Raw genomic sequence first — 21,271 nt, forward strand, 5'->3', positions numbered from 1 at the left:
GACGAGGAAGTGCCGACATGTCCCAGCGCCTGCCGCTCATCGCGGGCAACTGGAAGATGAACAACAACCACCTGGAGGCGATCGCGCTCGTCCAGAAGCTGGCGTTCGCGCTCAACGACAAGGACTACGACAAGGCCGAGGTCGTCGTCCTGCCGCCGTTCACCGACCTGCGCAGCGTCCAGACCCTGGTCGACGGCGACAAGCTCAAGATCGTCTACGGCGCCCAGGACATCTCCGCGCACGAGAAGGGCGCCTACACCGGCGAGATCTCCGGGTCCATGCTGGCCAAGCTGGACTGCTCCTACGTGCTGGTGGGCCACTCCGAGCGCCGCGAGTACCACCGCGAGGACGACGCCCTGGTCAACACCAAGGTCAAGGCGGCGTTCGCCAACGGCATCGTCCCGATCCTGTGCGTGGGCGAGGGCCTGGAGGTCCGCAAGGCGGGCCAGCAGGTCGAGCACGTCCTGGCCCAGCTGGACGGCGCCCTCAAGGAGGTCCCGGCCGAGCAGGCCGAGAGGATCGTCGTCGCCTACGAGCCCGTGTGGGCCATCGGCACCGGCGAGGTCGCCACCCCCGAGGACGCCCAGGAGGTGTGCTCGGCCGTCCGCGCGCGCCTGGCCGAGCTGTACTCGCCCGAGGTCGCGGGCGCGGTGCGCGTCCTCTACGGCGGTTCGGTCAAGGGCGACAACGCCCCCGGCATCATGGCCAAGGACGACGTCGACGGGGCCCTGGTCGGCGGCGCCTGCCTCAAGGCCGACGAGTTCGTGAAGATCATCCGCTTCGGCGACAACTAGCCGCGGCGCGGACCCCGCCCGTCACGCTTCGATGCCCGATGGTGACGGGCGGGGTGCCCGACAGGTCGCCGGGTCGGGCTAGACTTCGCTGTGGGGTTCTCCGTGCCTCGCGGTTTCCCCCGCCCGTGCCGCCAAGGGCACGGTAAAATCCGAAATTGTCCCCGGTCCCCTGATTCCCAGGTGCCCGCGCCGGTCCGGTGTCACCGCTGGTGCGCACGGGAAACGAGGGTCGGTCCATAACCCCCCCGCTTCGGGGTCGAGCTACGGGTGAGCGTGTGATCCTCGGTCTGTCCATCCTCGTGATGCTTCTCAGCGTGCTGTTGGTCCTCCTGGTGCTCATGCACAAGGGCAAGGGCGGCGGTCTCTCCGACATGTTCGGCGGCGGCGTCACGTCCTCGCTCGGCGGATCGTCGGTGGTCGAGCGCAACCTCGACCGGATGACCATCGCGATCGGGGTCGTGTGGATCATCGCCATCGTCATCCTCGGCCTGCTGATCAACCGGGGCATGTAGCCCGCGACCCGCGGGCACACCCCGTCCACCGTCAAGCTCGCCCGAGAACCGGTGAGCGAGTTCGCCGAAGGAGTTTTTCGTGGGTAGTGGCAGTGCCATTCGTGGCAGCCGTGTCGGAGCCGGTCCCATGGGTGAGGCCGAGCGGGGCGAGGCCGCTCCGCGCGTCCGGGTTCCGTTCTACTGCGCGAACCTGCACGAGGTCGTGCCCAGCTTCGCGAGCGAGGCGCTGGTCCCCGACGAGTGGGACTGCCCGCGCTGCGGCTTCCCCGCGGGCAAGGACAAGGCGAACCCCCCGTCGCCGCCGCGCACCGAGCCGTACAAGACCCACCTGGCGTACGTGAAGGAGCGCCGCAGCGAGGAGGAGGGCAAGCTCATCCTCGACGAGGCCCTGGCCAAGCTGCGCGCCGACCGCGCCGCCGTCGAGGCCCACATGAGGGCCAGGCAGAACTAGCCGCTCCTTCCCCCACAGGCTTTCCGTGGGGCCCGTCGCGACCGCGACGGGCCCCACGCGTGTGTCCGGGCCCGGTGACCGGGTCCGACGCCCCGGACGTACGTGAATACGAGGACGAACTTCTCATTCTCGGGACTGGTGTGGTTCTTGGGAAATAGAGTGATCGGCACGCACCCCGACAGCCCTGTGAGGAGATGGTGTCGATGTCTACGTGCCCCACCGGCGGGGACCACGACTGGATACTCGGCGACGACCGCAAGTTCCAGTGCGCCAAGTGCGGGGCTCAGAGCGCCCGGCGGTTCTGAGCCCCGGGACCGGGCTGGACCGTCCCGCGCCCGGCCAGCCGCCCGTTCTCCGCGGCGCGCCAGGTCACCGGTTCCCCCAGGGTCTCGGCCACCCCCTTGGCCCAGCGCTCCAGGCAGGCGAACCTGTCCGGCCCCTCCGGAAGCACGGTGCGCCCCTGGTAGGGCACCCCGTCCAGAACGATCACCTCGCCGTTCAGCCTCAGCTCGGTGTCGTACTCGCTCGTGTTCGGCCTCATGGACCGGACTCTAGCGCTCCCCGGCCGCCTCCACCCGTGCTTTGGCCCATCCTCCCCGCGGCCGTGCGGGTCCGGCGCACGGAGCACCCGCCGGAGTGGGGACAATGGTGGGTATGGCCTCCCCCGAACCCGCGGACGCCCCCGCCGCCCCCCGAGGTGTTCCCTCAGACCTGACCCGAACGCCCGAGAGCGTCTCCCACCTGCGCAGGTACGTCAGCCTGCGCGGCCCCAACACGCGCATGTGGATGGCCGTGGCCTACTTCTCCGCCGCCCTCACGGCGGGGTTCGTGGTGGTGCTGGGGTCGATGCTCTGGCACGTGCTGCGCGAGGAGACCACGGTCGGCTCGGTGACGCTGTGGGCCCTCGCGGGTCTGGCCATGCTCTTCGTGGGCCCGGGGAGCAACGTGTTCGTGCTGCGCGGGCTGCCCCAGCGCATCACCCGGCAGGGCATCAGCGCCGACAGCGACGGCGTCACGGTCCTGCAGGAGCGCAAGTGGTGGTTCCCCGGCGAGGGGACGTTCATCGCCTGGACGGAGATCCGGCGCATCCGCGAGGTGCACACCGGCGGGCGCAGGCTCACCTACTTCATCGAGTTCGTGCTGGACACCCACCGCACCGACGCCGAGCTGCCCAGCTGGGCCGAGACCGCCGAGAGCCTGGACCTGGAGGCCGTGGACGCGCCCACGCAGTTCTACGTGCAGGTGCCCGCCGACCTCAAGGAGAAGATCCTGCGGATGGTGGAGCGCACGGCCCCGCTGCCCTCGGTCGTGGAGCGGACCCCGCCGCTACGGTGAGGCGCGGCCGTCCAGGCGGCGGGTCAGGTCGGCCGCCGCGTCGCGCACCCGCCCGGCCAGCGCCTGCGGGGTGACCGGCCGCGCGCTGGGCACCGTCAGGCTGATCGCCGCGGCGGGGCGGCCGTTGTGGTCGCAGGCGGCCGCGGCCACCGACACGAAGCCCTCGGTGACCTGCCCGTCCTCGATGGACCAGCCCTGGCGCTGCTCCTCGGCCAGCACCCGGCGCAGCTCGCCGGGCGAGGCCGGGCCCCGGCCGGTGCGGGTGGTGAAGGCCGCCGCGTCCGGGTACAGGGCGCGCACCTGGGCGCGCGGCAGCCGGGCCAGCATGGCCCGCCCCGAGGCGGTCAGGTGCGCGGGCAGGCGCACCCCCACCCCGGTGATCAGCGACGGGGCGTGCGGCGGCTGCTCCTTGAGCAGGTACAGGGTGTCGGCGCCGTGCAGCACGCCCAGGTGCGCGGTGGCGCCGGTGGCCTCGGTGAGCTGGTGCAGCAGCGGACGGGCCAGGCGCTCGACGCCGTCGTGGCGCAGGTAGGCCGAGCCGATCTCGAAGGCCGCCACGCCCAGGCCCCAGCGGCGCTCCTCGGGCAGGTGGGTCACGAAGCCCTCCCGCGCCATGGCCTCCAGCAGCTGGTACACGCTGGAGCGGGGCACGTCCAGCTCGGCGGCGATCGCCGAGGCCGACACCGGCCCGGGGCGGGTCGCCAGGAAGCGCAGCAGCCGCAGCGCGCGGGTGGCCGCCGGAACGAGGCTCATGCCCTGATTGTCCCACGGCGCGACGCCCCTGTTGTCTGAGATCCCAGACGGAACCCTCGTGTCAGCTCTTCACCAGTGGTCACGCGGGGGGTCAAATGGGAGGCATGTCCACAGCAGTTCCTTCCGTCGTCGTCGGCGATGCGCCGCTCACCCCGGCCCAGATCCTCGACGTGGCCCGCCACGGCGCCCGTGTCACCCTGTCCGAGCAGGCCCGCAAGGCCCTCCACCACGGCCGCGAACGGGTCGAGTCGCTCGCCCGCGGTGAGGTTCCCGCCTACGGAGTCAGCACCGGCTTCGGCGCGCTCGCCACCCGCCACATCGCCCCCGACCTGCGGGCCCGCCTCCAGCGTTCGCTCATCCGCTCGCACGCCGCCGGGACCGGACCCGAGGTGGAGGACGAGGTCGTGCGCGCCCTCATGCTGCTGCGTCTGCGCACCCTGGCCTCGGGCAACACCGGCGTGGAGGTCGCCACCGCCGAGACCCTCGCCGCGCTGCTCAACGCCCGCATCACCCCGGTCGTGCACGAGTACGGCAGTCTGGGCTGCTCGGGGGACCTGGCGCCCCTGTCGCACGTGGCGCTGGCCCTGATGGGCGAGGGCCGGGTCCGCGACGCCGCCGGGCGGGACCTGCCCGCCTACACCGCCCTGCACGAGGCCGGGATCCGCCCGGTCGAACTGGGCGCCAAGGAGGGCCTGGCGCTGATCAACGGCACCGACGGCATGCTCGGCATGCTCGTGCTGGCCTGCATGGACCTGGAGCGCCTGCTCAAGGTCGCCGACATCACCGCCGCCATGAGCGTCGAGGCGCTGCTGGGCACCGACCGCGTCTTCGCCGAGGAGCTCCAGCGCCTGCGCCCCCACCCCGGCCAGGCCGCCTCCGCGGCCAACCTGCGCGCCCTGCTCGACTCCTCGCCCATCGTCGCCTCCCACCGCGGCCCCGACTGCAACCGGGTCCAGGACGCCTACTCGCTGCGCTGCGCCCCGCAGGTGGCCGGCGCCGCCCGCGACACCCTCGCCCACGCGCTGCTGGTGGCCGGACGCGAACTCGACAGCGTCATCGACAACCCCGTGGTCCTGGACGACGGGCGGGTGGAGTCCAACGGCAACTTCCACGGCGCGCCCGTGGCCTACGTGCTCGACTTCCTGGCCATCGCCGTCGCCGACACCGCCTCCATCGCCGAGCGGCGCACCGACCGCATGCTCGACGTGTCCCGCTCCCACGGCCTGCCCGCCTTCCTGGCCGACGACCCCGGCGTGGACTCCGGGCACATGATCGCCCAGTACACGCAGGCCGCCATCGTGTCCGAGCTCAAGCGCCTGGCCGTGCCCGCCAGCGTCGACTCCATCCCCAGCTCGGCCATGCAGGAGGACCACGTGTCCATGGGCTGGTCGGCCGCCCGCAAACTGCGCCGCGCCGTGGACGGGCTGACCAGCGTGCTGGCGGTGGAGCTGCTCACCGCCGCCCGCGCCCTGGATCTGCGCTCGCCGCTGGAGCCCGGCCCCGCCACCGGAGCCGTGCTGCGCACCGTACGGGAGAAGGTCTCCGGCCCCGGCCCCGACCGCCACCTGGCCCCCGAGATCGCCGCCGTCGCCGACCTGATCACCGACGGCTCCGTGCTCGCAGCCGCCGAGTCCGTCGTCCCCCTGGCCTGAACCGACCCGAACACCGCGAGGAGACCGCGTGAGCAGTCCACGTACCGTCCGCGCCGCGCGCGGCACCACCCTGTCCGCGAAGGGGTGGCAGCAGGAGGCCGCCCTGCGCATGTTCCACAACAACCTCGACCCCGAGGTCGCCGAACGCCCCGAGGAGCTGGTGGTCTACGGCGGCACGGGCAGGGCGGCGCGCGACTGGCGCAGCTTCGACCGCATCACCGCCTCCCTGCGCGACCTGGAGGGCGACGAGACCCTCCTCGTGCAGTCCGGCCGCCCGGTCGGGATCATGCGCACCCACGAGTGGGCTCCCCGCGTGCTCATCGCCAACAGCAACCTGGTGGGGGACTGGGCGAACTGGCCCGAGTTCCGCCGCCTGGAGGCCCAGGGCCTGACCATGTACGGGCAGATGACCGCCGGTTCGTGGATCTACATCGGCACCCAGGGCATCCTCCAGGGCACCTACGAGACCTTCGCCGCCGTGGCCGCCAAGCTGAGCGGTTCGGGCCGGCACAGCGGCGGGACCCTGGCCGGAACCATCACCCTCACCGCCGGACTCGGCGGCATGGGCGGAGCCCAGCCGCTGGCCGTGACCATGAACGACGGCGTCGCGATCGTGGTCGAGTGCGACCCCAGCCGCATCGAACGCCGCATCGAGCACCGCTACCTGGACATGCGCGCCGACAGCCTCGACCACGCCCTGGAACTGGCCGTGCGGGCGCGCGACGAGCGCCGCCCGCTGTCGGTCGGAGTGCTCGGCAACGCCGCCGAGGTCCTGCCCGAACTGCTCTCGCGCGGCGCACCGATCGACGTGGTCACCGACCAGACCTCCGCCCACGACCCCCTCGCCTACCTGCCCGCCGGGGTGGCCTTCGAGGACTGGCGGGACCTGGCCGCGGCCAGGCCCGAGGAGTTCACCGACCGGGCCCGCGAGTCCATGGCCGCGCACGTGGAGGCCATGGTGGGCTTCCAGGACGCGGGCGCCGAGGTCTTCGACTACGGCAACTCCATCCGCGACGAGGCCCGCAGCGGCGGCTTCGCCCGCGCCTTCGACTTCCCCGGGTTCGTCCCCGCCTACATCCGGCCCCTGTTCTGCGAGGGGAAGGGGCCGTTCCGGTGGGCGGCGCTGTCGGGCGACCCCGCCGACATCGCCCGCACCGACCGGGCCGTCCTGGACCTGTTCCCCGACAACGAGCACCTGGCCCGGTGGATCCGCATGGCGGGGGAGCGGGTCGCCTTCCAGGGGCTGCCCGCCCGCATCTGCTGGCTCGGCCAGGGAGAGCGGGCCGCCGCCGGTGCGCGCTTCAACGAACTGGTGGCCTCCGGCGAGGTCCGCGCGCCGCTGGCCATCGGCCGCGACCACCTGGACACCGGCTCGGTGGCCTCCCCCTACCGCGAGACCGAGGGGATGCTGGACGGCTCCGACGCGATCGCGGACTGGCCGCTGCTCAACGCCCTGGTCAACACCTCCTCCGGCGCCTCGTGGGTGTCCATCCACCACGGCGGGGGAGTGGGCATGGGCCGCTCGCTGCACGCCGGGCAGGTCAGCGTCGCGGACGGCACCGACCTGGCCGCCGCCAAGCTGGAGCGGGTGCTCACCAACGACCCCGCCATGGGCGTCATCCGCCACGTGGACGCCGGGTACGACGAGGCCGGGCGCGTCGCGCGCGAGCACGGCATCCGCGTCCCGATGCGCGAGGGGGACTGAACCGCGCCGGGGGCGCCCTTGCGGGGGCGTCCCCGGCGGGCTCCGGCCGCGCGCACGACCATCCGCTTCGACGTGGGGAAACACCCTGTGAGCGACCATTCCACCACCCCCGACCCCGGGGCCTTCGACCGCCTGTGGGCCGACCTGGTGTCCGTGGGCCGCGACCCGCGCGGCGGCGGCTACCGCCGCCACGCCTGGAACGGCGCCGACGCCGACGCCCGCGCCTGGTTCACCGAGGCCGCCGCCGCCCGGGACCTGGACGTGCGCACCGACCGCAACGGCAACCTGTGGGCCTGGTGGGGAGAGCCCGGCCCGGGCGCGGTGGCCACCGGCTCCCACCTGGACTCGGTCCCCGACGGCGGGGCCTTCGACGGACCCCTCGGCGTGGCCAGCGCCCTGGCAGCCGTGGACGAGCTGCGGCGGCGCGGACTGACCCCGGCCCGGCCGCTGGCCGTCACGGTGTTCGCCGAGGAGGAGGGCGGCCGGTTCGGCGTCCCCTGCCTGGGCAGCCGCCTGACGGCCGGGGAGATCTCCCCCGAGCGGGCGCGCGGCCTCACCGACGCCTCCGGGACCACCTGGGCCCGGGCCATGGAGGCCGCCGGGCACGACCCCGACGCCATCGGCGCCGACCCCGGGGCGCTGGCGGACCTGGACGTGTTCGTGGAACTGCACGTGGAGCAGGGCCGCGCCCTGGAGGAGACCGCCCACCCGGTGGGCGTGGCCAGTGCGATCTGGCCGCACGGGCGCTGGCGGATGGACTTCACCGGCCGTGCCGACCACGCGGGCACCACCCGCCTGGACGACCGCAGCGACCCCATGCTGCCGTTCGCGCACACGATCCTGGCGGCCCGCGCGCTGGCCGAGGAGCACGGCGCCCGTGCCACCGTGGCCAGGGCCCTGGTCAGCCCCAACGGCACGAACGCGATCCCGTCCCTGGTCAGCGCCTGGCTGGACGCCCGCGCCGCCGACGAGGCCGCGCTCGGCGCGGTCGTGGCCGGGGTGCGCGAGGCCGCCGAGCGGGCCTCGCGCGAGCACGGGGTGGACTGCGCGACGGCCAACGAGTCCCTGACCCCGCTCGTGTCGTTCGCGCACGGCCTGCGCGACCGCCTGGCCGCCGTGGTCGCCGACCGCGCCCCCGACCCCCGGGTGCCGGTGCTGCCGACCGGGGCCGGACACGACGCCGGGGTGCTCGCCGCGCACGTGCCCACCGCGATGCTGTACGTGCGCAACCCGACCGGGGTGTCGCACTCCCCCGAGGAGTGGGCCCGCCCCGAGGACTGCCACGCCGGGGTGCTCGCCCTGGCCGACGTGCTCCAGGACCTGCTCGCCCGCCCCGTCCGGGAGGGGGACCGATGACGGCCGACGCGGACTCCGGCCCCGCCGCCTCCGCTCCCGGCGGGAGCGCCGGACCCGGGGCCCGCGGAACCGCCTCCGGGCGTTCCCGGGGGCCGCGCGACCACCGCCTGTGGTGCGAGTGGGCGTGGACCGGCGCCGAGGACGGTGCCCCCGAGCACGGCGTGCTCGTGGAGGTGGCCGACGGCCGCATCACCTCGGTGACGGTCGCGACGCCGCGCCCCGGGGACGCCGAGACCCTCACCGGCCTCACCCTGCCCGGACTCGCCAACGCCCACTCGCACGCCTTCCACCGGGCGCTGCGTGGACGCACCCACGCCGGCGGCGGGTCCTTCTGGACCTGGCGCGAGACCATGTACCGCGTGGCGGAGCGACTGGACCCCGACACCTACCACCGCCTCGCCCGGGCGGTCTACGCCGAGATGGCCCTGGCCGGGATCACCTGCGTGGGCGAGTTCCACTACCTGCACCACGCACCCGGCGGGAGCCGCTACGCCGACCCCAACGCCATGGGCCACGCCCTGGCGGCCGCGGCGGCCGACGCGGGGATCCGGATCACCCTGCTGGACGTGTGCTACCTGTCCGGCGGGCTGGACGGGAACGGCGTCCACCAGCCGCTGGCCGGTCCCCAGCTGCGCTTCGGCGACGGGGACGCGGACGGGTGGGCCGAACGCGCCGCCGCGTTCCGTCCCGGGGGCGGGCACGTGCGCACGGGAGCGGCCGCCCACTCGGTGCGCGCCGTCCCGGCCGCGCAGCTGCCCGATGTGGCCGCGTTCGCCGCCGGGCGCGACGCCGTGCTGCACGTCCACGTCTCCGAGCAGCCCGCCGAGAACGCCGCCTGCCTGGCCGCCTACGGCCGCACCCCCACGGCCGTGCTCGCCGACGCGGGCGCGCTCACCCCGCGCACCAGCCTGGTGCACGCCACCCATCTGAGCGACGCCGACGTCGCCGCCGTGCGCTCGTCCGGGGCGACCGTGTGCCTGTGCCCCACGACCGAGCGCGACCTGGCCGACGGCCTGCCGCGCACCGGCGACCTGCTGCCCGCCCCGCTCAGCCTGGGCACCGACCAGCACGCCCTGACCGACATGTTCGAGGAGGCCAGGGCGGTCGAACTCCACGAGCGCCTGCGCACTCACCGGCGCGGCACCCTGGGTGCCGGGGAGCTGCTGCGCGCGGCCACCGCGCACGGGCACGCCAGCCTGGGCTGGGTACGTGAAATCGGGATTCCGGACGCCGGAGTCCTTGCCTCCGGCGCCCGGGCCGACCTGGTCAATGTCCCTCTGAGCGGGATCCGCTTGGCCGGTGCCGATCCGGCCCGGTGCGCCGACGCTGTGGTCTTCGCCGCCACCTCCGCTGACGTGCGGCACGTGATGGCCGACGGTCGCTGGATCGTCCGAGACGGGGCCCACACCCTGGTCCCCGATACCGCACGCGAACTCGACACGGTCTTGGCTTCCTCCCTCTCCTGAAAGAGAGGGATTCCGGCCGCCTTCAACAAGACGGTCGGTACTGCGCGCCTCGCGGCACGAGCTGGTTCCTGCTTCATCGACATGGCTTCCCAGAGGTCTCCGCAGGCTGGCACGGTTGACCCCGAAGGGCTAGCCCATCCGCGTGATCCTTGGTTATCGGATCAACGCACAGAGTAGCGCGTCTTTCTCGCCTTCAAGGTGACTATCCCAATCCTGAAGCACAGGGCCTGCGCCACTGACGAATCTGATCAAGGAGGTCCTCACATGAGCGACGTACCCGAGAGCATCCTCATCGACGACATCGCCACCCTGGTCACCAACGACCCCTCCCGGGGACGGGGCGCGGTGGGCGAGGTCCGGGACGCGGCGCTGGTCGTCGAGGACGGCCGGGTGGCCTGGTCGGGCCCGCGCGCCCAGGCGCCCGCCGCCGACGCGCGGATCGACGCCGCCGGGCGCTGCGTCGTCCCCGGGTTCGTCGACAGCCACTCACACATCGTCTTCGCGGGCGACCGCAGCCGTGAGTTCGCCGCCCGGATGAGCGGCCAGCCCTACTCGGCGGGCGGCATCCGCACCACCGTGGCCGCCACCCGCGAGGCCTCCGACTCCGACCTGCTCGCGGGGGCCCGGCGCCTGCTCCGCGAGGCCCGCGCCCAGGGCACCACCACCCTGGAGGTCAAGTCCGGCTACGGGCTCACCGCCGCCGACGAGGAGCGCTGCCTGGCCGTGGCCGCCCGCGTCACCGACGAGGTCACCTTCCTGGGCGCGCACGTGGTCGCGCCCGAGTACGCCGACGACCCCCAGGGCTACGTCGATCTGGTCACGGGGCCCATGCTGGAGGCCTGCGCGCCGCACGCCCGGTGGATCGACGTCTTCTGCGAGCGCGGCGCCTTCGACGAGGACGCCTCCCGCCGGGTCCTGACCGCCGGGACGGAGCGCGGACTGCTGCCCCGCGTGCACGGCAACCAGTTGGGCCCGGGGCCGGGCGTGCGCCTGGCGGTCGAACTGGGCGCCGCCTCGGTCGACCACTGCACCCACCTGGAACCCGCGGACGTGGACGCCCTGGCCCAGGCTGCCGCGCGCCCCGAGCCCACGGTCGCCACCCTGCTGCCCGGGGTGGACTTCTCCACCCGCCAGCCCTACCCGGACGCCCGCGCGCTCATCGACGCCGGGGCCCTGGTCGCCCTGGCCAGCGACTGCAATCCGGGTTCGTGCTTCACCTCCAGCCTGGCCTTCTGCGTCGCGGTCGCCGTCCGCGACATGGGCATGACCCCCGACGAGGCGGTGTGGGCGGCCACCGCGGGAGGGGCACGGGCGCTGCGCCGCACCGACGTCGGCCACCTGGCCCCCGGCGCGCGCGCCGACCTGGTCCTGCTGGACGCGCCCAACCACCTCTACCTCGCCTACCGGCCGGGGGTCCCCCAGGTCGCGGCGGTCTGGAAGGACGGGGAGCTGGTCTCGGGGCGCCCCTGAGAACGGAGGGCGCGGTGTGACGAGCGGGTCATCCAATGTCCTCATGAACTCAACGAACGGCTAATCTCCCCGAAACCCGCGGCACCCAACCTGGATGCACGTCGGTGCGTGTCCGCCGCCGCGGTACAGCGTCGTTCCGCGGCGGTGGGGCACCGACCCACGCTCCCTCCGAGGAGGTCCGCGGTGAACCCGGGGCGTGCCGGGACGGCGGCCCGCGGGCCGGGACCGGGCACGCGGCTCCCGCCCGGGGCCGCACACAGAACGCGGGGGCCGACGATCACTGGGGGGTGTCGTCGGCCCCCGCTCGCGGTTGACGCGATGAGGCCGTTCCCGAGGGCGCGGGTCCGCGCCCGGGGACGCTGGCTAGTTCGACTCGTCGTCCGCGGAGTCGTCGGAGCCCTCGGCGGGCGCGGAGGAGGAGGACGCGGCCTTCTTGGTGACGCGGCGCTTCTTCACCGGACGCGAGTAGTCGACGAGGGGCTCCAGACGGGCCTCGTGCTCCTTGAAGCAGTCGGCGCACGCGTCGACCTCGCGGACGACACCCTCCCAGGCGAACTGGATGACCTCAGTCGCCTCGACCTTCTCCTCGCTGACGGCGTGGGGATCGCAGTACTTGAGCGTGAAGACCTCGGTGACCACGGCGGGGATTTCCCTTCGGTATCGCGTGAACAGAGCGGACCCATTAATCATACACCTGTACGAAAGCGCAAACCGGCTGCACGCCGGATGTGCCGTCACGGGTTCGGGGTCGCCCCGAAGCCTAGCGAAGATTCGGGGGCGCGTGCGCCCGTGTCCGGCGGGCGTGCCCGGGGTGACCAGGGGGTCCGCGCGGGCGCTGCGTCCGCGGGCGGGGCGCCCGCGGACGTGCGTCCCGCCGTGCGGGCGGCGGGACGCACGTCCGCGGCGGGGCGGCCGTTATGGCACCGCGTGTTTGTCTTCCGGTTTTTTGTCCGTTTCTCGAAACGCTTTCGCGCCATTGCCGAACACCGATTTGTGCGTTTGGCGAACACGGCGCCGGGCGCATCGCTAGGGTATTGCCCCATCCGGGGGAAAGAGCCGTGTTCGGCCGTTCCCTCCGGGCGGACCCGTGGCGGCGCCCGCGCCGCGCACACGGGGAACGGCGGACGCCGTGGGGGAGCGGCGTCCGGAGAGAGGGAGCAGGGGGAGGGCCGTGGTCGAGTACATGGAGGGTGTCCACAGAGGGCGTGTCGGCGTCCGGGGGCAGGCGCCGCGACCGGGGGGAACCGTGTCCGCGGCGGAGCGGCGGCGCGCGCGGGCCGAACGCACGCGCGCCTGCGAGCGCGTGTCGGCCGATCCGCGTTTCGTGAAACTCCGAAGGCGGTTCGCGCTCCAGACGGGACTGCTGGTATCGGCATTCCTGCTCGGTTACCTGTCCTATCTTCTGCTCTCCGCCTACGCGCGCGATTTCATGGGCAGGACGCTCACGGATTCGGTGAACGTGGCACTGGTCATGGGAATCGGACAGTTCCTGTGGGTGTTCGCGCTCGCCTGGACGTTCGGGCGTTTCTCCGAACGCTCCCTGGACCCCCTCGCACGGGAGATCCGCGAGGAGGCCCGCGGCGGGGAGGCCGCCGACGGGACGGCGGCGGGCCGATGAGCGCCGCCGCAGCGGCCGCGGGCGGTGCCGTCACGGGGGACGGCACCGCCGCGGTGGCCGCCGGAGTGGCAGCGGTCACCGAAACGCCCGCCGCTGCCGCACCGTCCGCGCCCACCGAACCGCCCGCTGCCGAAGCACCGTCCGCGTCCACCGTTCCGTCCGCGGCCGCCGACCCCCTGGACGCCCTGGGCGGCGCGCTGGGGAGCGAGTTCGGCGTCGCGCACGCCTGGACGGTGGGCCTGTGCGCCCTGTTCGTCCTGGTCACCCTCGCCGTCACCGTCCGCGCCAGGCGCACCACCCGGGGCGCGGTCGACTTCTACGCGGGCGGACGCGGCTTCTCCAGCACCCAGAACGGGCTCGCCCTGACCGGCGACTACCTGTCCGCGGCCTCCTTCCTGGGCATCGCCGGGATGATCTCCCTCCAGGGCTACGACGGCTTCCTGTACTCCATCGGCTTCCTGGTGGCCTGGCTGCTGGTGCTGCCGATGGCCCAGCTGGTGCGCAACACCGGCCGCTTCACGATGGCCGACCTGCCCGCCTTCCGGATGAACCGGATGCGGGTGCGCCTGGCCTGCACCGTCTCCACCGTCACCGTGTGCGTGTTCTACCTGGTCGCGCAGATGGTCGGCGCCGGGGCCCTGGTCGCGGTCCTGCTGGGCCTGCACGACGGCGGGACCTTCCTGGGGATGGGCGCCGAGCAGGCCCGCACGGGCGTGATCGTGCTCGTGGGCGTGCTCATGATCGTCTACGTCATGTACGGCGGCATGAAGGCGGCCACCTGGCTCCAGATCATCAAGGCGGTCGCGCTGCTGGCCGCCACCGGACTGCTCACCGCCCTGGTGCTGACCCTGTTCGCCTTCGACCCGCGCGCCCTGCTCGGCGGGGCCGCCGAGGCCAGCGGGCACGGTCGGGCCTTCCTGGAACCGGGGCTGCGCTTCGGGGTGGAGATCTCCGGCGACCCCGCCCGGACCCTGTTCAACAAGCTCGACCTCATCAGCCTCGGGCTGGCCCTGGTGCTGGGCACCGTCGCGCTGCCGCACATCCTCATCCGCTTCTACACCGTGCCCGACGGCCGGGCGGCGCGCTCGTCGGTCAACCGCACGATCGTCATGGTCGGGGCCTTCTACCTCATGACGCTGGCCCTGGGCTTCGGCGCCGCGGCGCTGGTCGGCTCCGAGCGCATCGCGGCCGCGGACCCCTCGGGCAACACCGCGGTGCCGATGCTCGCCGAGGAGGTGGGGCGGCTGACCGCCGGTCCCGCGGGCGCGGCCGTGCTGCTCGCGCTGGTCTCGGCGGTCGCGCTGGCCACCATCCTCGCCGTCATCGCCAGCCTCACCCTGGCCTCGTCCTCCTCGATCGCGCACGACCTGTTCGGCCACATCCTCATGTGGGGCAGGCCCCGGGAGTCGCAGGAGGTGGGTGTGGCACGGCTCTCCGCCTGCGTGATCGGCGCCGTGGCCGTCGTGCTGGCCGTGCGGGCCCAGGACATGAACGTGGCCTTCCTCGTGGGGCTGGCCTTCGCCGTCGCGGCCGCGGCCAACCTGCCGGTCATCGTGCTCACCATGTTCTGGCGCCGCTTCAACACCAGGGGTGTGGAGTGGGGCGTCTACGGCGGCCTGTCCGCCACCCTGCTGCTCATGCTGCTGTCGCCGGTGATGTCGGGCAGGACCGACCCCGTCACCGGGGAGAACCTGTCGGTGCTGCCCGCCTGGATCGACGTCCAGCTCTTCCCGATGGAGAACCCGGCGCTGCTGGCGGTGCCGTTCGGCTTCGCGTGCGCGGTCGTGGGCAGCCTGCTCTCGTCGGAGCGCGACACCGCGCGCTTCACCGAGCTGCGGGTGCGCTCCCTGACCGGGTGGGGCGCCGAGCGGGACTGACCCGCGCGCGGGCTCCGGGGCGGAGGGGTTTCCGGAGGCGGGTAGCGGGGCCGGGAGCGGCGGGGTCGGATCGGGAGCGCCCGGGGGAGGGCGGGGAGTCAGTCCCCGGGGGTCGCCTCGGCCATGGCCCGGGCCACCTCGTGCAGCAGCTCCGGGATCCGGGGCGCGTTGCGGGCGACGCGGTCCCAGGCGCGGGCGGTCTGGTCCAGGCGCTCGCGCGTGGTCGGCTCTCCGCCTTCCTGGCGGGCCGTGCGCCTGTCCTCCCTGCGGAAGGAGGCGGTGACAGCCCAGAAGGCCGCCGCCACCACCGGGCGGAACACGCCCCGGCCGCGCACGTCGAGCACGGCCTCCACCGCCCAGCGGCCGTCGGCGGAGACCGAAGGGGACAGCCAGGCGCTGATCCGGGCCAGGGAGTGCGTGGCCCGCACTTGCACGGGAGGGGTGTCCCGGCCCCGCGCGACGGCCTCGTACCAGGCGCCCGTGTCCACCTCCAGGGTGCCCTCGGCCGACCGCAGCCAGGCGCCGCGCCCGGGCAGCCGCACCCGCGCGTTCCAGGTGAGCAGTCCGGCGGGGGCGTCGTGGGTGACGGTTCCCCACGTCACGGGGTCCTCCTGCGTACCGACGGTGTCGGGCATGGCGAACTCGGCCGAGGTGGTGCCCGCCTCGTCCCAGGAGGTGAGGGTCACGCCCGTGCCGCTCCAGCCCTTCTCCTCGTCGTCGGCGGGATCGACGGGAACGCCCTCGGGGGACAGCTCGGCGATGAGGTAGTGGCTGCGGGGTTCGAGGTGGCGCCCCCGCTGCAACTGGAGGGAGATCTCGCTGGCCGCCACGGTCAGTTCGTCGGCCTCGGCCGGTGTGTCGGCGCCGCCCCCGCGCAGTTCCTCGGCGGCGCGGTGCCGCTCCTCCCGCAACCGCTCGGCCTCCTCGCCGTCGAGCAGGCCGAGTTCGTCGGCCCGCCGGTCCAGACGGGCCCGGGTCGGCGCGTCGGGGGTCAGCAGCCAGCCCCGGCCGTCGAAACGGCAGCTGCGCGCGACCTCGTGCAGGGCGGCGACGATACGCTCGACCACCTCCCTGTCCACTGCGGTGATGTCGAAGGTGTGGCTCAGGCGCGGCACGGCGTCTCCGGGGTCGTGGTGCGGTTCACGTCTGCGCGGCGGCCAGGGAGCCGCGCCTACGCGTGCCAGCGTACGCACCCGCGGCGCCCGCCGGGGCCCACGGGAGGGGTCGGAATCCGCAGGGCCGCCGCGTTCGCGAGGCCGGGTGCGGCAGCCGCGGCACCGCCGCGCCCGCCGTGGCCGGGTACGGACGGCCCCGTCGTCGGCCGCGTCGCGGAGGGTTGTCCACAGCCGCGATCGAACACTTGTACACACCGTCGCCGTCTCGGCACAATGGTGGGCATGACCAGGTACGTCGCGCTGCTGCGCGGAATCAATCTCGGTGCGCACCGCCGCGTCGCCATGGCCGACCTGCGCTCCCTGCTCACCGGACTCGGCTACGGCGACGTGGCCACCCACCTCCAGAGCGGCAACGCGGTGTTCAGCGCCGAGGGGACGCGGCCCGACGCCGTGGCCCGGCGGGTGCGGGAGGCCGTGAACGCCGAACTCGGGCTCGACGTGCCGACCGTGGTGCGCACCGCCGGGCAGCTGCGCGCCGCGGTGGAGGCCAATCCCCTCCCCGTCCCCGACCCCGCCAAGTTCCTCGTCCTGTTCTGCTCCGGCGCCGTGGACACCGCCGGTCTGGCCGCGCTCGACCCGTCCGCCCACCCGCGCGAGCGCATGGCTGTGGTGGGCGACCAGGTCTACACCCACCACGAGCTGGGGCTCAGACACGCCAGACTCCCCGACCTCGTGGCCCGGCACGTCGACGGGACGGTGACGGGCCGCAACTGGCGCACCGTGCTGCGCCTGCTGGAGATGGCCGAGGGCTGAACCGGGGGTCCGCGGCCGTGCGCGTCCGAAGGCCCGGCGCACTCGGCGCCCGCTCGCAGGGCCGTGACCCCGTCCGCGGGGACCGTGTACGCGGCCGGTGGTCGGAAGCGGGTGCCCACGGGCGGCCCCGGTCCCGGTACGGAGGGCGGTGCCCGTGGGAACGCGAGGCCGTGGACCGGGCCCGGCACTGTCCGAGAGGAGTCCTCGGCGGTGTGCGCCCGCCTCCGCGACCGAGTGAAGGGGTGGTGCCCGTGCCGATGCGGTGGACCGTGATCCTGCGAGATCTGGCGGACACGGCGCGGCCGATCCGGCCCGAGGACTGCCACGGACTGCTCAACCGCTGGTGGCCCCAGTCGCCGGAGGAGCACGCGGCCGCCAAGCGGTGGGCCATGAACGGGTGGCCCTCGCCCCTGGGCGACCGCCTGCACCACTGGACGCTCACCTGGCTGGACGACGACACCCCGCCCCCGCTCGCACCGGAGGAGCTGGTCGGCGCCCCCCAGCGGATCGGCGACCACCTGCTGGTGCCCCTCTCGGTCACCCGCACCTTCGACCGCACCTACACCCAGATGCTCACCGAGCCGCGCGGCCCGTCCGCGGTGCGCTCGGCCGCGGTGCGCAGCCGGACCCCCATCGTCATGACCACCCGCGACGCCGCCGGTGAGCGCATTCCGCACATCTGGCCCACCCCGCGGCGCCTCTTCGGCGCCGTGCACCGTTCGGGCGGCGGGATCGTCGGCGGCAGCGGAGCCGTGGGCGCGGTGGCCCGGTTCGCGCCGTCCGCCCTGGCCGAGCCCTGGTTGGAGCTGGTGTTCGGCGGGCTGGCCCGGGTGCGCCGCGAGCCCCTGCCCGGCGAGGAGGTGCGGCTGGCCGAGCACCAGCACGCCGACAACCGCACCGTGCTCGGCTGGCACGGCGGGCTGCGGCTGGACCTGGTCGGGGGCGAGCGCCGCCACGCCGACGCCTTCGCCACCCTCCTGGAACTGCTGGAGCTGACCGGAACGGGCAAGTACACCGCCCAGGGCTTCGGCTCGGTGCAGGTGGACACGGTGACCAGCGGCCAGCCGTCCGCCCGGGTACCCGCCCAGCGCCCCCGGCGGACCCCGCACCGGGTGTCCCGCCGCGCCCCGCAGCGCGTGGGTGAGACCCGGGCGCACGCCGTCGCCGAGGAGGAGTTCGGGGGCGCCCTGTTCGACTGACCCCGCCGACCGGGACCGGTGGCCGCACCGGTGCCCGGCCCGGCCGTCGGCTCCCACCCCGTGGACGGGGGTGGGAGCCGACGGCGTGCGCTCACGGTGAGGGGGCGCGCTCCCGCCCGGCCCGGTCCGCGCCCCGGTCGCGCAGGGCGCGGGCCAGGCCGCGCAGGTGCGGCACGAGGTCGTGGGGGGTGAGCGGAGCGCCGTTCGCGGCGGCGGGGACGGACGCGTCGCGCCCTGGCGGCGCGATCGTCTCGGACGTGTGCGGGGCCATCGGGGAACCTTCCGTACCGGGGCGGTGTGCGTGCACCCAGCTCTCTCGGACAGCGCCGCGCGCCCGGGCGGCGGGCCCACGGGAGGAGGCCGCCGCGCCCCGGGAGCGGGCGCGTCGTGCCGGGGCGGGGCGCGGTCCCCCGGCCCCGGGCTGGTATCGCTTGGTACCGGTGCGTCGTGCGGCACCGTCCGAGAGAGGTCAGCAGGCGCCGCACGGCGGCGCCGCGTTCCCGCACGTCCCGCCGATGGAGGAGCCCGACACGGTGACCTTCGCCCCCGAGCAGCACCGGCCCCCCGGTGCCCCGACGCGACCGGGGGGAACACCGTCCAGCGGTGTGGTGGTCGGTGTCGACCTGCGCGGCATCCAGGCCTACGTGTACAGCGGTCGGCGCATCCTGGACGCGGTGGGGCGCGCCGCCCTCGTCGCGGAGCTGACCGACACCTCCGACGCCGAGCACGGGATCGCCGACCTCGTACCGCCGGACTGCGTGGTGCTGCGCGACGCCGGAGGGGCGCTCACCGCGGTCTTCCCCGACGCGGCCTCGGCGCGCGGGTTCACCGCCCGCTACACGCGCAGGCTGCGCGACCGCGCCGCGGACCTGACCCCCGTGGTGGCGCACGTGGCCTACGGTCCCGAGGCCGGGGGGCCGGGCGGCGCCGCCCCGGAGCACACGGACACGACCGGAGCCCCGGGGCCCGACCGCGCGCCGGGCGCCGACACGACGGCGGCCGCCGGGGTGGACGAGGCGTTGGCCCTGCTCCCGGCGCGGCTGCGCGAGGCGCGTCGGCACATGTCGGCCCTGCACACCCCCGCCCACGGGTACGGGATCACCGCCGTGTGCTCGGTCAGCGGAGGCCCCGCCGAGTCGGTGGACAGCAGCCGCGCCCAGGACGACCACCCCGACGTGCACGAGAGGGTGACCGCCGACGTCGCCCGGGCCCGGGGGATCGGCCGACGCTGGCACCGCGCCCACAGCTCCGACTGGCTGGCCGGTGCCGTCACCGCCGCCGGAGCCCCCGCCCTGACGCTGCCGATGGAGGTGGACCGCCTGGGCCGCGACCACGGCGGTCTCAGCCGCGTCGCGGTCGTCCACATCGACGTCAACGGCCTGGGCGCCCTCCTGGGCGAGTACCGCGAACGCGCGGGGGACCCGGCCGTGCCGGGTTCGGGCGCCTTCGCCCAGCGCCGCCTGTCCACCCGCATCGCCGGACTCACCGAAGGGCTGGCCCGCGTCCTCGTGCGCGCGGTGGCGGCCACCGTCCACGCCGGACCCGGCCAGCGACCCCTCATTCCGGGAACCGGCGCCGCCGCGCCGATCACCCTGCACCACGAGCCGCCCGGGCCCGTGTCCCTGCCGGTCCGCCCCGTCGTGGTCGCCGGAGACGACCTGACCGTGCTGTGCGACGCCCGGATCGCCCTCAGCCTGGTGCGCTACGCCCTCGACTGGCTGGACGCCGACCCCGAGCGCGTCGGCGACGACCGCGACCCCCGGGTGGGGCTGCACCGCGCGCTCGCCGAGGCCCACGGCGACCGCCCCGGCGGCGGGCGCGCCGTCGTCGCGCCGGACGGCGCGGCGCACACCACGTTCGTGCCCACGGTGGGGGTGGGCGTGGCCGTGCAGCCGGTGGGCGCCCCGTTGTCGCTGGGTTACGACCTGTGCGAGGCGATGTGCCGCCGCGCCAAGGAGCACCGCCTCCAGACCGCCGAGGCCGACCCCGGAGCGGGCGACGAGCACGCCGTGGCCTGGACGACGCGCCTCGACGGCGTCGGACGGGTGCTGCGCCGCCTGGACCGGGCCCGTCGGGCGCCCGTGCCGCGGACCGCCCTGCCCCTGACCGGGACCGGGTTCGCCCGCTTCCTGGACCGGTACCTGTCCGCGACCGCGCCGGGCAGCCTGCTCGCCGACGGGGACATCCGTCAGCGGGGCTGGCTGGTCTCCGCGCTGGTGCCCCTGCTGGAGTCGGGCGCCGACCCGGAGCCCGAACTCGCCCGCCGCGCCCACGCGACGGGCGGGCCCGTCGACCTGCCCCGAGACTGGACGCCCGGCGGCCTGCTCGACGCGGTCGAGGTGATGGACCTGCACCTGGACCCCGGGCTGGCGGCGGCCCTCGACCCCCACCGCCCCCAGCGGCGGGCGGGGAGCGGCGGTCCGCGTACCGGGGCGGCCCGTCCGCGGGGCGCGTTCCGGTGAGCCGCCCGGACCGCGTCACCGTGCACCTGGCCTCTCCCGCGCTGTTCGTCGGCGCCAGCGCGGACGGCACGGGCGCCGACACCGACGTGGTCACCGACGAGCACGGCCTGCCCTACCTGCCCCGCCACCGCCTCGCCGCGCGGCTGCGCGCCGGGGCGGTCAGCGCCCTGGCGGTGGCGCCCGGCCTGGCCTGGGCCTGCGACGAGGTCTTCGGCCGGGGGAGCTCGCACGGCGCGGACCGGATGCTGCGGGTGGGACACGCCGTCCTGGGCGACGGGGTGCGCGCCGCGGTCGCCCGCGCGCTCGCCGGGCGGGCCGAACCGCTGCGCTCCACCCTGCGCCGCGCGGTCACCGACGCCTACACGACCCTGGAGTCGGGCATCGCGGTGGGCCCGGACGGCGCGCCCGAGCCGGGCCGCCTGCGCACGCACCGGACGCTCCTGCCGGGCCTGACGCTCACCGCCGCGCTGACCTGGGCCTCCCCGCCGGGGGAAGAGCACTGGCGGTTGCTGGCCCGCGCCTGCCTGGCCACCACCCGTATCGGGTCCAGGGGCACGCGCGGCCGGGGCCGGGTGGACGTGCGCCTGGCCGGGGCCGGGGGGAGCGACCCGCACGAGGTGACCCTGAGCCTGGCCGCGCCCGTGAACGGCGGCCGGGAACGGGAAGGTACACCCCCATGAGACTCCGTTCCCC

The 21,271-nt window shown here is 74.8% G+C and carries 20 protein-coding genes; 15 read left to right on the forward strand and 5 right to left on the reverse strand.

Annotated features, from left to right (window positions below):
* Positions 1 to 17: 17 nt before the first annotated feature.
* The 3 genes from tpiA (at position 18) to G011_RS0122860 (ending at position 1,757) form a co-directional block, all read left to right on the forward strand.
* Positions 18 to 794, forward strand: coding sequence for a triose-phosphate isomerase (gene tpiA, locus G011_RS0122850; RefSeq protein WP_013154025.1), 777 nt, complete (start codon positions 18 to 20; stop codon positions 792 to 794).
* A 275-nt stretch (positions 795 to 1,069) separates the two neighbouring features.
* A complete protein-coding gene (secG, locus tag G011_RS0122855; protein WP_013154024.1) occupies positions 1,070 to 1,306 on the forward strand; it encodes a preprotein translocase subunit SecG in 237 nt (78 codons plus the stop codon).
* 79 nt (positions 1,307 to 1,385) lie between these two features.
* Entirely contained in the window at positions 1,386 to 1,757 is a 372-nt protein-coding gene (locus tag G011_RS0122860; protein ID WP_013154023.1) for an RNA polymerase-binding protein RbpA, read from the forward strand.
* A gap of 283 nt (positions 1,758 to 2,040) precedes the next feature.
* On the opposite strand, the gene G011_RS0122870 is transcribed toward G011_RS0122860, so the two are convergent.
* Entirely contained in the window at positions 2,041 to 2,298 is a 258-nt protein-coding gene (locus G011_RS0122870) for a hypothetical protein (RefSeq protein WP_013154021.1), read from the reverse strand.
* Between the two features lie 113 nt (positions 2,299 to 2,411).
* On the opposite strand from G011_RS0122870, the gene G011_RS0122875 reads away from it, so the two are divergent.
* The gene (locus tag G011_RS0122875; RefSeq protein WP_019610509.1) at positions 2,412 to 3,092 is read left to right on the forward strand and encodes a hypothetical protein; all 681 of its coding nucleotides are present in this window, start codon (positions 2,412 to 2,414) and stop codon (positions 3,090 to 3,092) included.
* On the opposite strand, the gene G011_RS0122880 is transcribed toward G011_RS0122875, so the two are convergent.
* On the reverse strand, positions 3,084 to 3,845 hold the full coding sequence (locus G011_RS0122880; RefSeq protein WP_019610510.1) for an IclR family transcriptional regulator: 762 nt from the start codon (positions 3,843 to 3,845) through the stop codon (positions 3,084 to 3,086). The genes G011_RS0122875 and G011_RS0122880 overlap by 9 nt on opposite strands.
* A 104-nt stretch (positions 3,846 to 3,949) precedes the next feature.
* On the opposite strand from G011_RS0122880, the gene hutH reads away from it, so the two are divergent.
* From hutH to hutI, 5 genes are all read left to right on the forward strand, one after another.
* Positions 3,950 to 5,497, forward strand: coding sequence for a histidine ammonia-lyase (gene hutH / locus G011_RS0122885; protein ID WP_019610511.1), 1,548 nt, complete (start codon positions 3,950 to 3,952; stop codon positions 5,495 to 5,497).
* 28 nt (positions 5,498 to 5,525) lie between these two features.
* The gene (gene hutU / locus G011_RS0122890; RefSeq protein WP_019610512.1) at positions 5,526 to 7,202 is read left to right on the forward strand and encodes a urocanate hydratase; all 1,677 of its coding nucleotides are present in this window, start codon (positions 5,526 to 5,528) and stop codon (positions 7,200 to 7,202) included.
* An 87-nt stretch (positions 7,203 to 7,289) separates the two neighbouring features.
* On the forward strand, positions 7,290 to 8,558 hold the full coding sequence (locus G011_RS0122895) for an allantoate amidohydrolase (protein ID WP_019610513.1): 1,269 nt from the start codon (positions 7,290 to 7,292) through the stop codon (positions 8,556 to 8,558).
* Positions 8,555 to 10,024: a formimidoylglutamate deiminase gene (locus G011_RS0122900; protein WP_019610514.1), complete on the forward strand. Its 1,470-nt coding sequence runs from the start codon at positions 8,555 to 8,557 to the stop codon at positions 10,022 to 10,024. Before G011_RS0122895 ends, G011_RS0122900 begins: the two co-directional genes overlap by 4 nt.
* 264 nt (positions 10,025 to 10,288) lie before the next feature.
* Positions 10,289 to 11,494, forward strand: coding sequence for an imidazolonepropionase (hutI, locus tag G011_RS0122905; RefSeq protein WP_019610515.1), 1,206 nt, complete (start codon positions 10,289 to 10,291; stop codon positions 11,492 to 11,494).
* Between the two features lie 363 nt (positions 11,495 to 11,857).
* On the opposite strand, the gene G011_RS0122910 is transcribed toward hutI, so the two are convergent.
* Entirely contained in the window at positions 11,858 to 12,133 is a 276-nt protein-coding gene (locus tag G011_RS0122910; protein WP_013154013.1) for an Lsr2 family protein, read from the reverse strand.
* Between the two features lie 532 nt (positions 12,134 to 12,665).
* Here G011_RS0122910 and G011_RS0122915 point away from each other — a divergent pair.
* Positions 12,666 to 13,112 (forward strand): DUF485 domain-containing protein, encoded by a 447-nt coding sequence (locus G011_RS0122915; RefSeq protein ID WP_019610516.1) that lies wholly within the window; start codon positions 12,666 to 12,668, stop codon positions 13,110 to 13,112.
* Positions 13,109 to 14,989, forward strand: coding sequence for a cation acetate symporter (locus G011_RS0122920; protein ID WP_019610517.1), 1,881 nt, complete (start codon positions 13,109 to 13,111; stop codon positions 14,987 to 14,989). Before G011_RS0122915 ends, G011_RS0122920 begins: the two co-directional genes overlap by 4 nt.
* A gap of 98 nt (positions 14,990 to 15,087) precedes the next feature.
* Here the strand turns inward: G011_RS0122920 and G011_RS0122925 are convergent, their stop codons facing one another.
* Positions 15,088 to 16,104 (reverse strand): hypothetical protein, encoded by a 1,017-nt coding sequence (locus G011_RS0122925; protein ID WP_019610518.1) that lies wholly within the window; start codon positions 16,102 to 16,104, stop codon positions 15,088 to 15,090.
* 273 nt (positions 16,105 to 16,377) lie between these two features.
* Between G011_RS0122925 and G011_RS0122930 the strand changes: the two genes are divergently transcribed.
* Both G011_RS0122930 and G011_RS0122935 read left to right on the forward strand, forming a co-directional pair.
* The gene (locus tag G011_RS0122930) at positions 16,378 to 16,917 is read left to right on the forward strand and encodes a DUF1697 domain-containing protein (RefSeq protein ID WP_019610519.1); all 540 of its coding nucleotides are present in this window, start codon (positions 16,378 to 16,380) and stop codon (positions 16,915 to 16,917) included.
* 242 nt (positions 16,918 to 17,159) lie between these two features.
* Entirely contained in the window at positions 17,160 to 18,116 is a 957-nt protein-coding gene (locus tag G011_RS0122935; protein ID WP_019610520.1) for a CRISPR system precrRNA processing endoribonuclease RAMP protein Cas6, read from the forward strand.
* Between the two features lie 91 nt (positions 18,117 to 18,207).
* Here G011_RS0122935 and G011_RS0122940 read toward each other — a convergent pair whose 3' ends face one another.
* Positions 18,208 to 18,387, reverse strand: coding sequence for a hypothetical protein (locus G011_RS0122940; protein ID WP_019610521.1), 180 nt, complete (start codon positions 18,385 to 18,387; stop codon positions 18,208 to 18,210).
* A gap of 244 nt (positions 18,388 to 18,631) precedes the next feature.
* Here G011_RS0122940 and G011_RS30175 point away from each other — a divergent pair, with 244 nt between their 5' ends.
* Both G011_RS30175 and G011_RS0122950 read left to right on the forward strand, forming a co-directional pair.
* Positions 18,632 to 20,578, forward strand: coding sequence for a hypothetical protein (locus tag G011_RS30175; RefSeq protein WP_155979825.1), 1,947 nt, complete (start codon positions 18,632 to 18,634; stop codon positions 20,576 to 20,578).
* Entirely contained in the window at positions 20,575 to 21,258 is a 684-nt protein-coding gene (locus G011_RS0122950; protein ID WP_019610523.1) for a hypothetical protein, read from the forward strand. Before G011_RS30175 ends, G011_RS0122950 begins: the two co-directional genes overlap by 4 nt.
* Positions 21,259 to 21,271: the final 13 nt, after the last annotated feature.

The sequence above is a fragment of the Nocardiopsis sp. CNS-639 genome, assembly GCF_000381685.1.
Taxonomy (GTDB): Bacteria; Actinomycetota; Actinomycetes; order Streptosporangiales; family Streptosporangiaceae; genus Nocardiopsis; species Nocardiopsis dassonvillei.

Excerpts from the sequence above, each read along its gene's own strand:
- G011_RS0122875 (WP_019610509.1), top strand. The coding sequence starts at position 2,412 with ATGGCCTCCCCCGAACCCGCGGACGCCCCCGCCGCCCCCCGAGGTGTT.
- hutH (WP_019610511.1), top strand. The coding sequence starts at position 3,950 with ATGTCCACAGCAGTTCCTTCCGTCGTCGTCGGCGATGCGCCGCTCACC.
- G011_RS30175 (WP_155979825.1), top strand. The coding sequence starts at position 18,632 with ATGGAGGAGCCCGACACGGTGACCTTCGCCCCCGAGCAGCACCGGCCC.
- G011_RS0122920 (WP_019610517.1), top strand. The coding sequence starts at position 13,109 with ATGAGCGCCGCCGCAGCGGCCGCGGGCGGTGCCGTCACGGGGGACGGC.
- hutI (WP_019610515.1), top strand. The coding sequence starts at position 10,289 with ATGAGCGACGTACCCGAGAGCATCCTCATCGACGACATCGCCACCCTG.
- tpiA (WP_013154025.1), top strand. The coding sequence starts at position 18 with ATGTCCCAGCGCCTGCCGCTCATCGCGGGCAACTGGAAGATGAACAAC.
- G011_RS0122940 (WP_019610521.1), bottom strand. The coding sequence starts at position 18,387 with ATGGCCCCGCACACGTCCGAGACGATCGCGCCGCCAGGGCGCGACGCG.
- G011_RS0122930 (WP_019610519.1), top strand. The coding sequence starts at position 16,378 with ATGGTGGGCATGACCAGGTACGTCGCGCTGCTGCGCGGAATCAATCTC.
- G011_RS0122870 (WP_013154021.1), bottom strand. The coding sequence starts at position 2,298 with ATGAGGCCGAACACGAGCGAGTACGACACCGAGCTGAGGCTGAACGGC.
- G011_RS0122900 (WP_019610514.1), top strand. The coding sequence starts at position 8,555 with ATGACGGCCGACGCGGACTCCGGCCCCGCCGCCTCCGCTCCCGGCGGG.
- G011_RS0122880 (WP_019610510.1), bottom strand. The coding sequence starts at position 3,845 with ATGAGCCTCGTTCCGGCGGCCACCCGCGCGCTGCGGCTGCTGCGCTTC.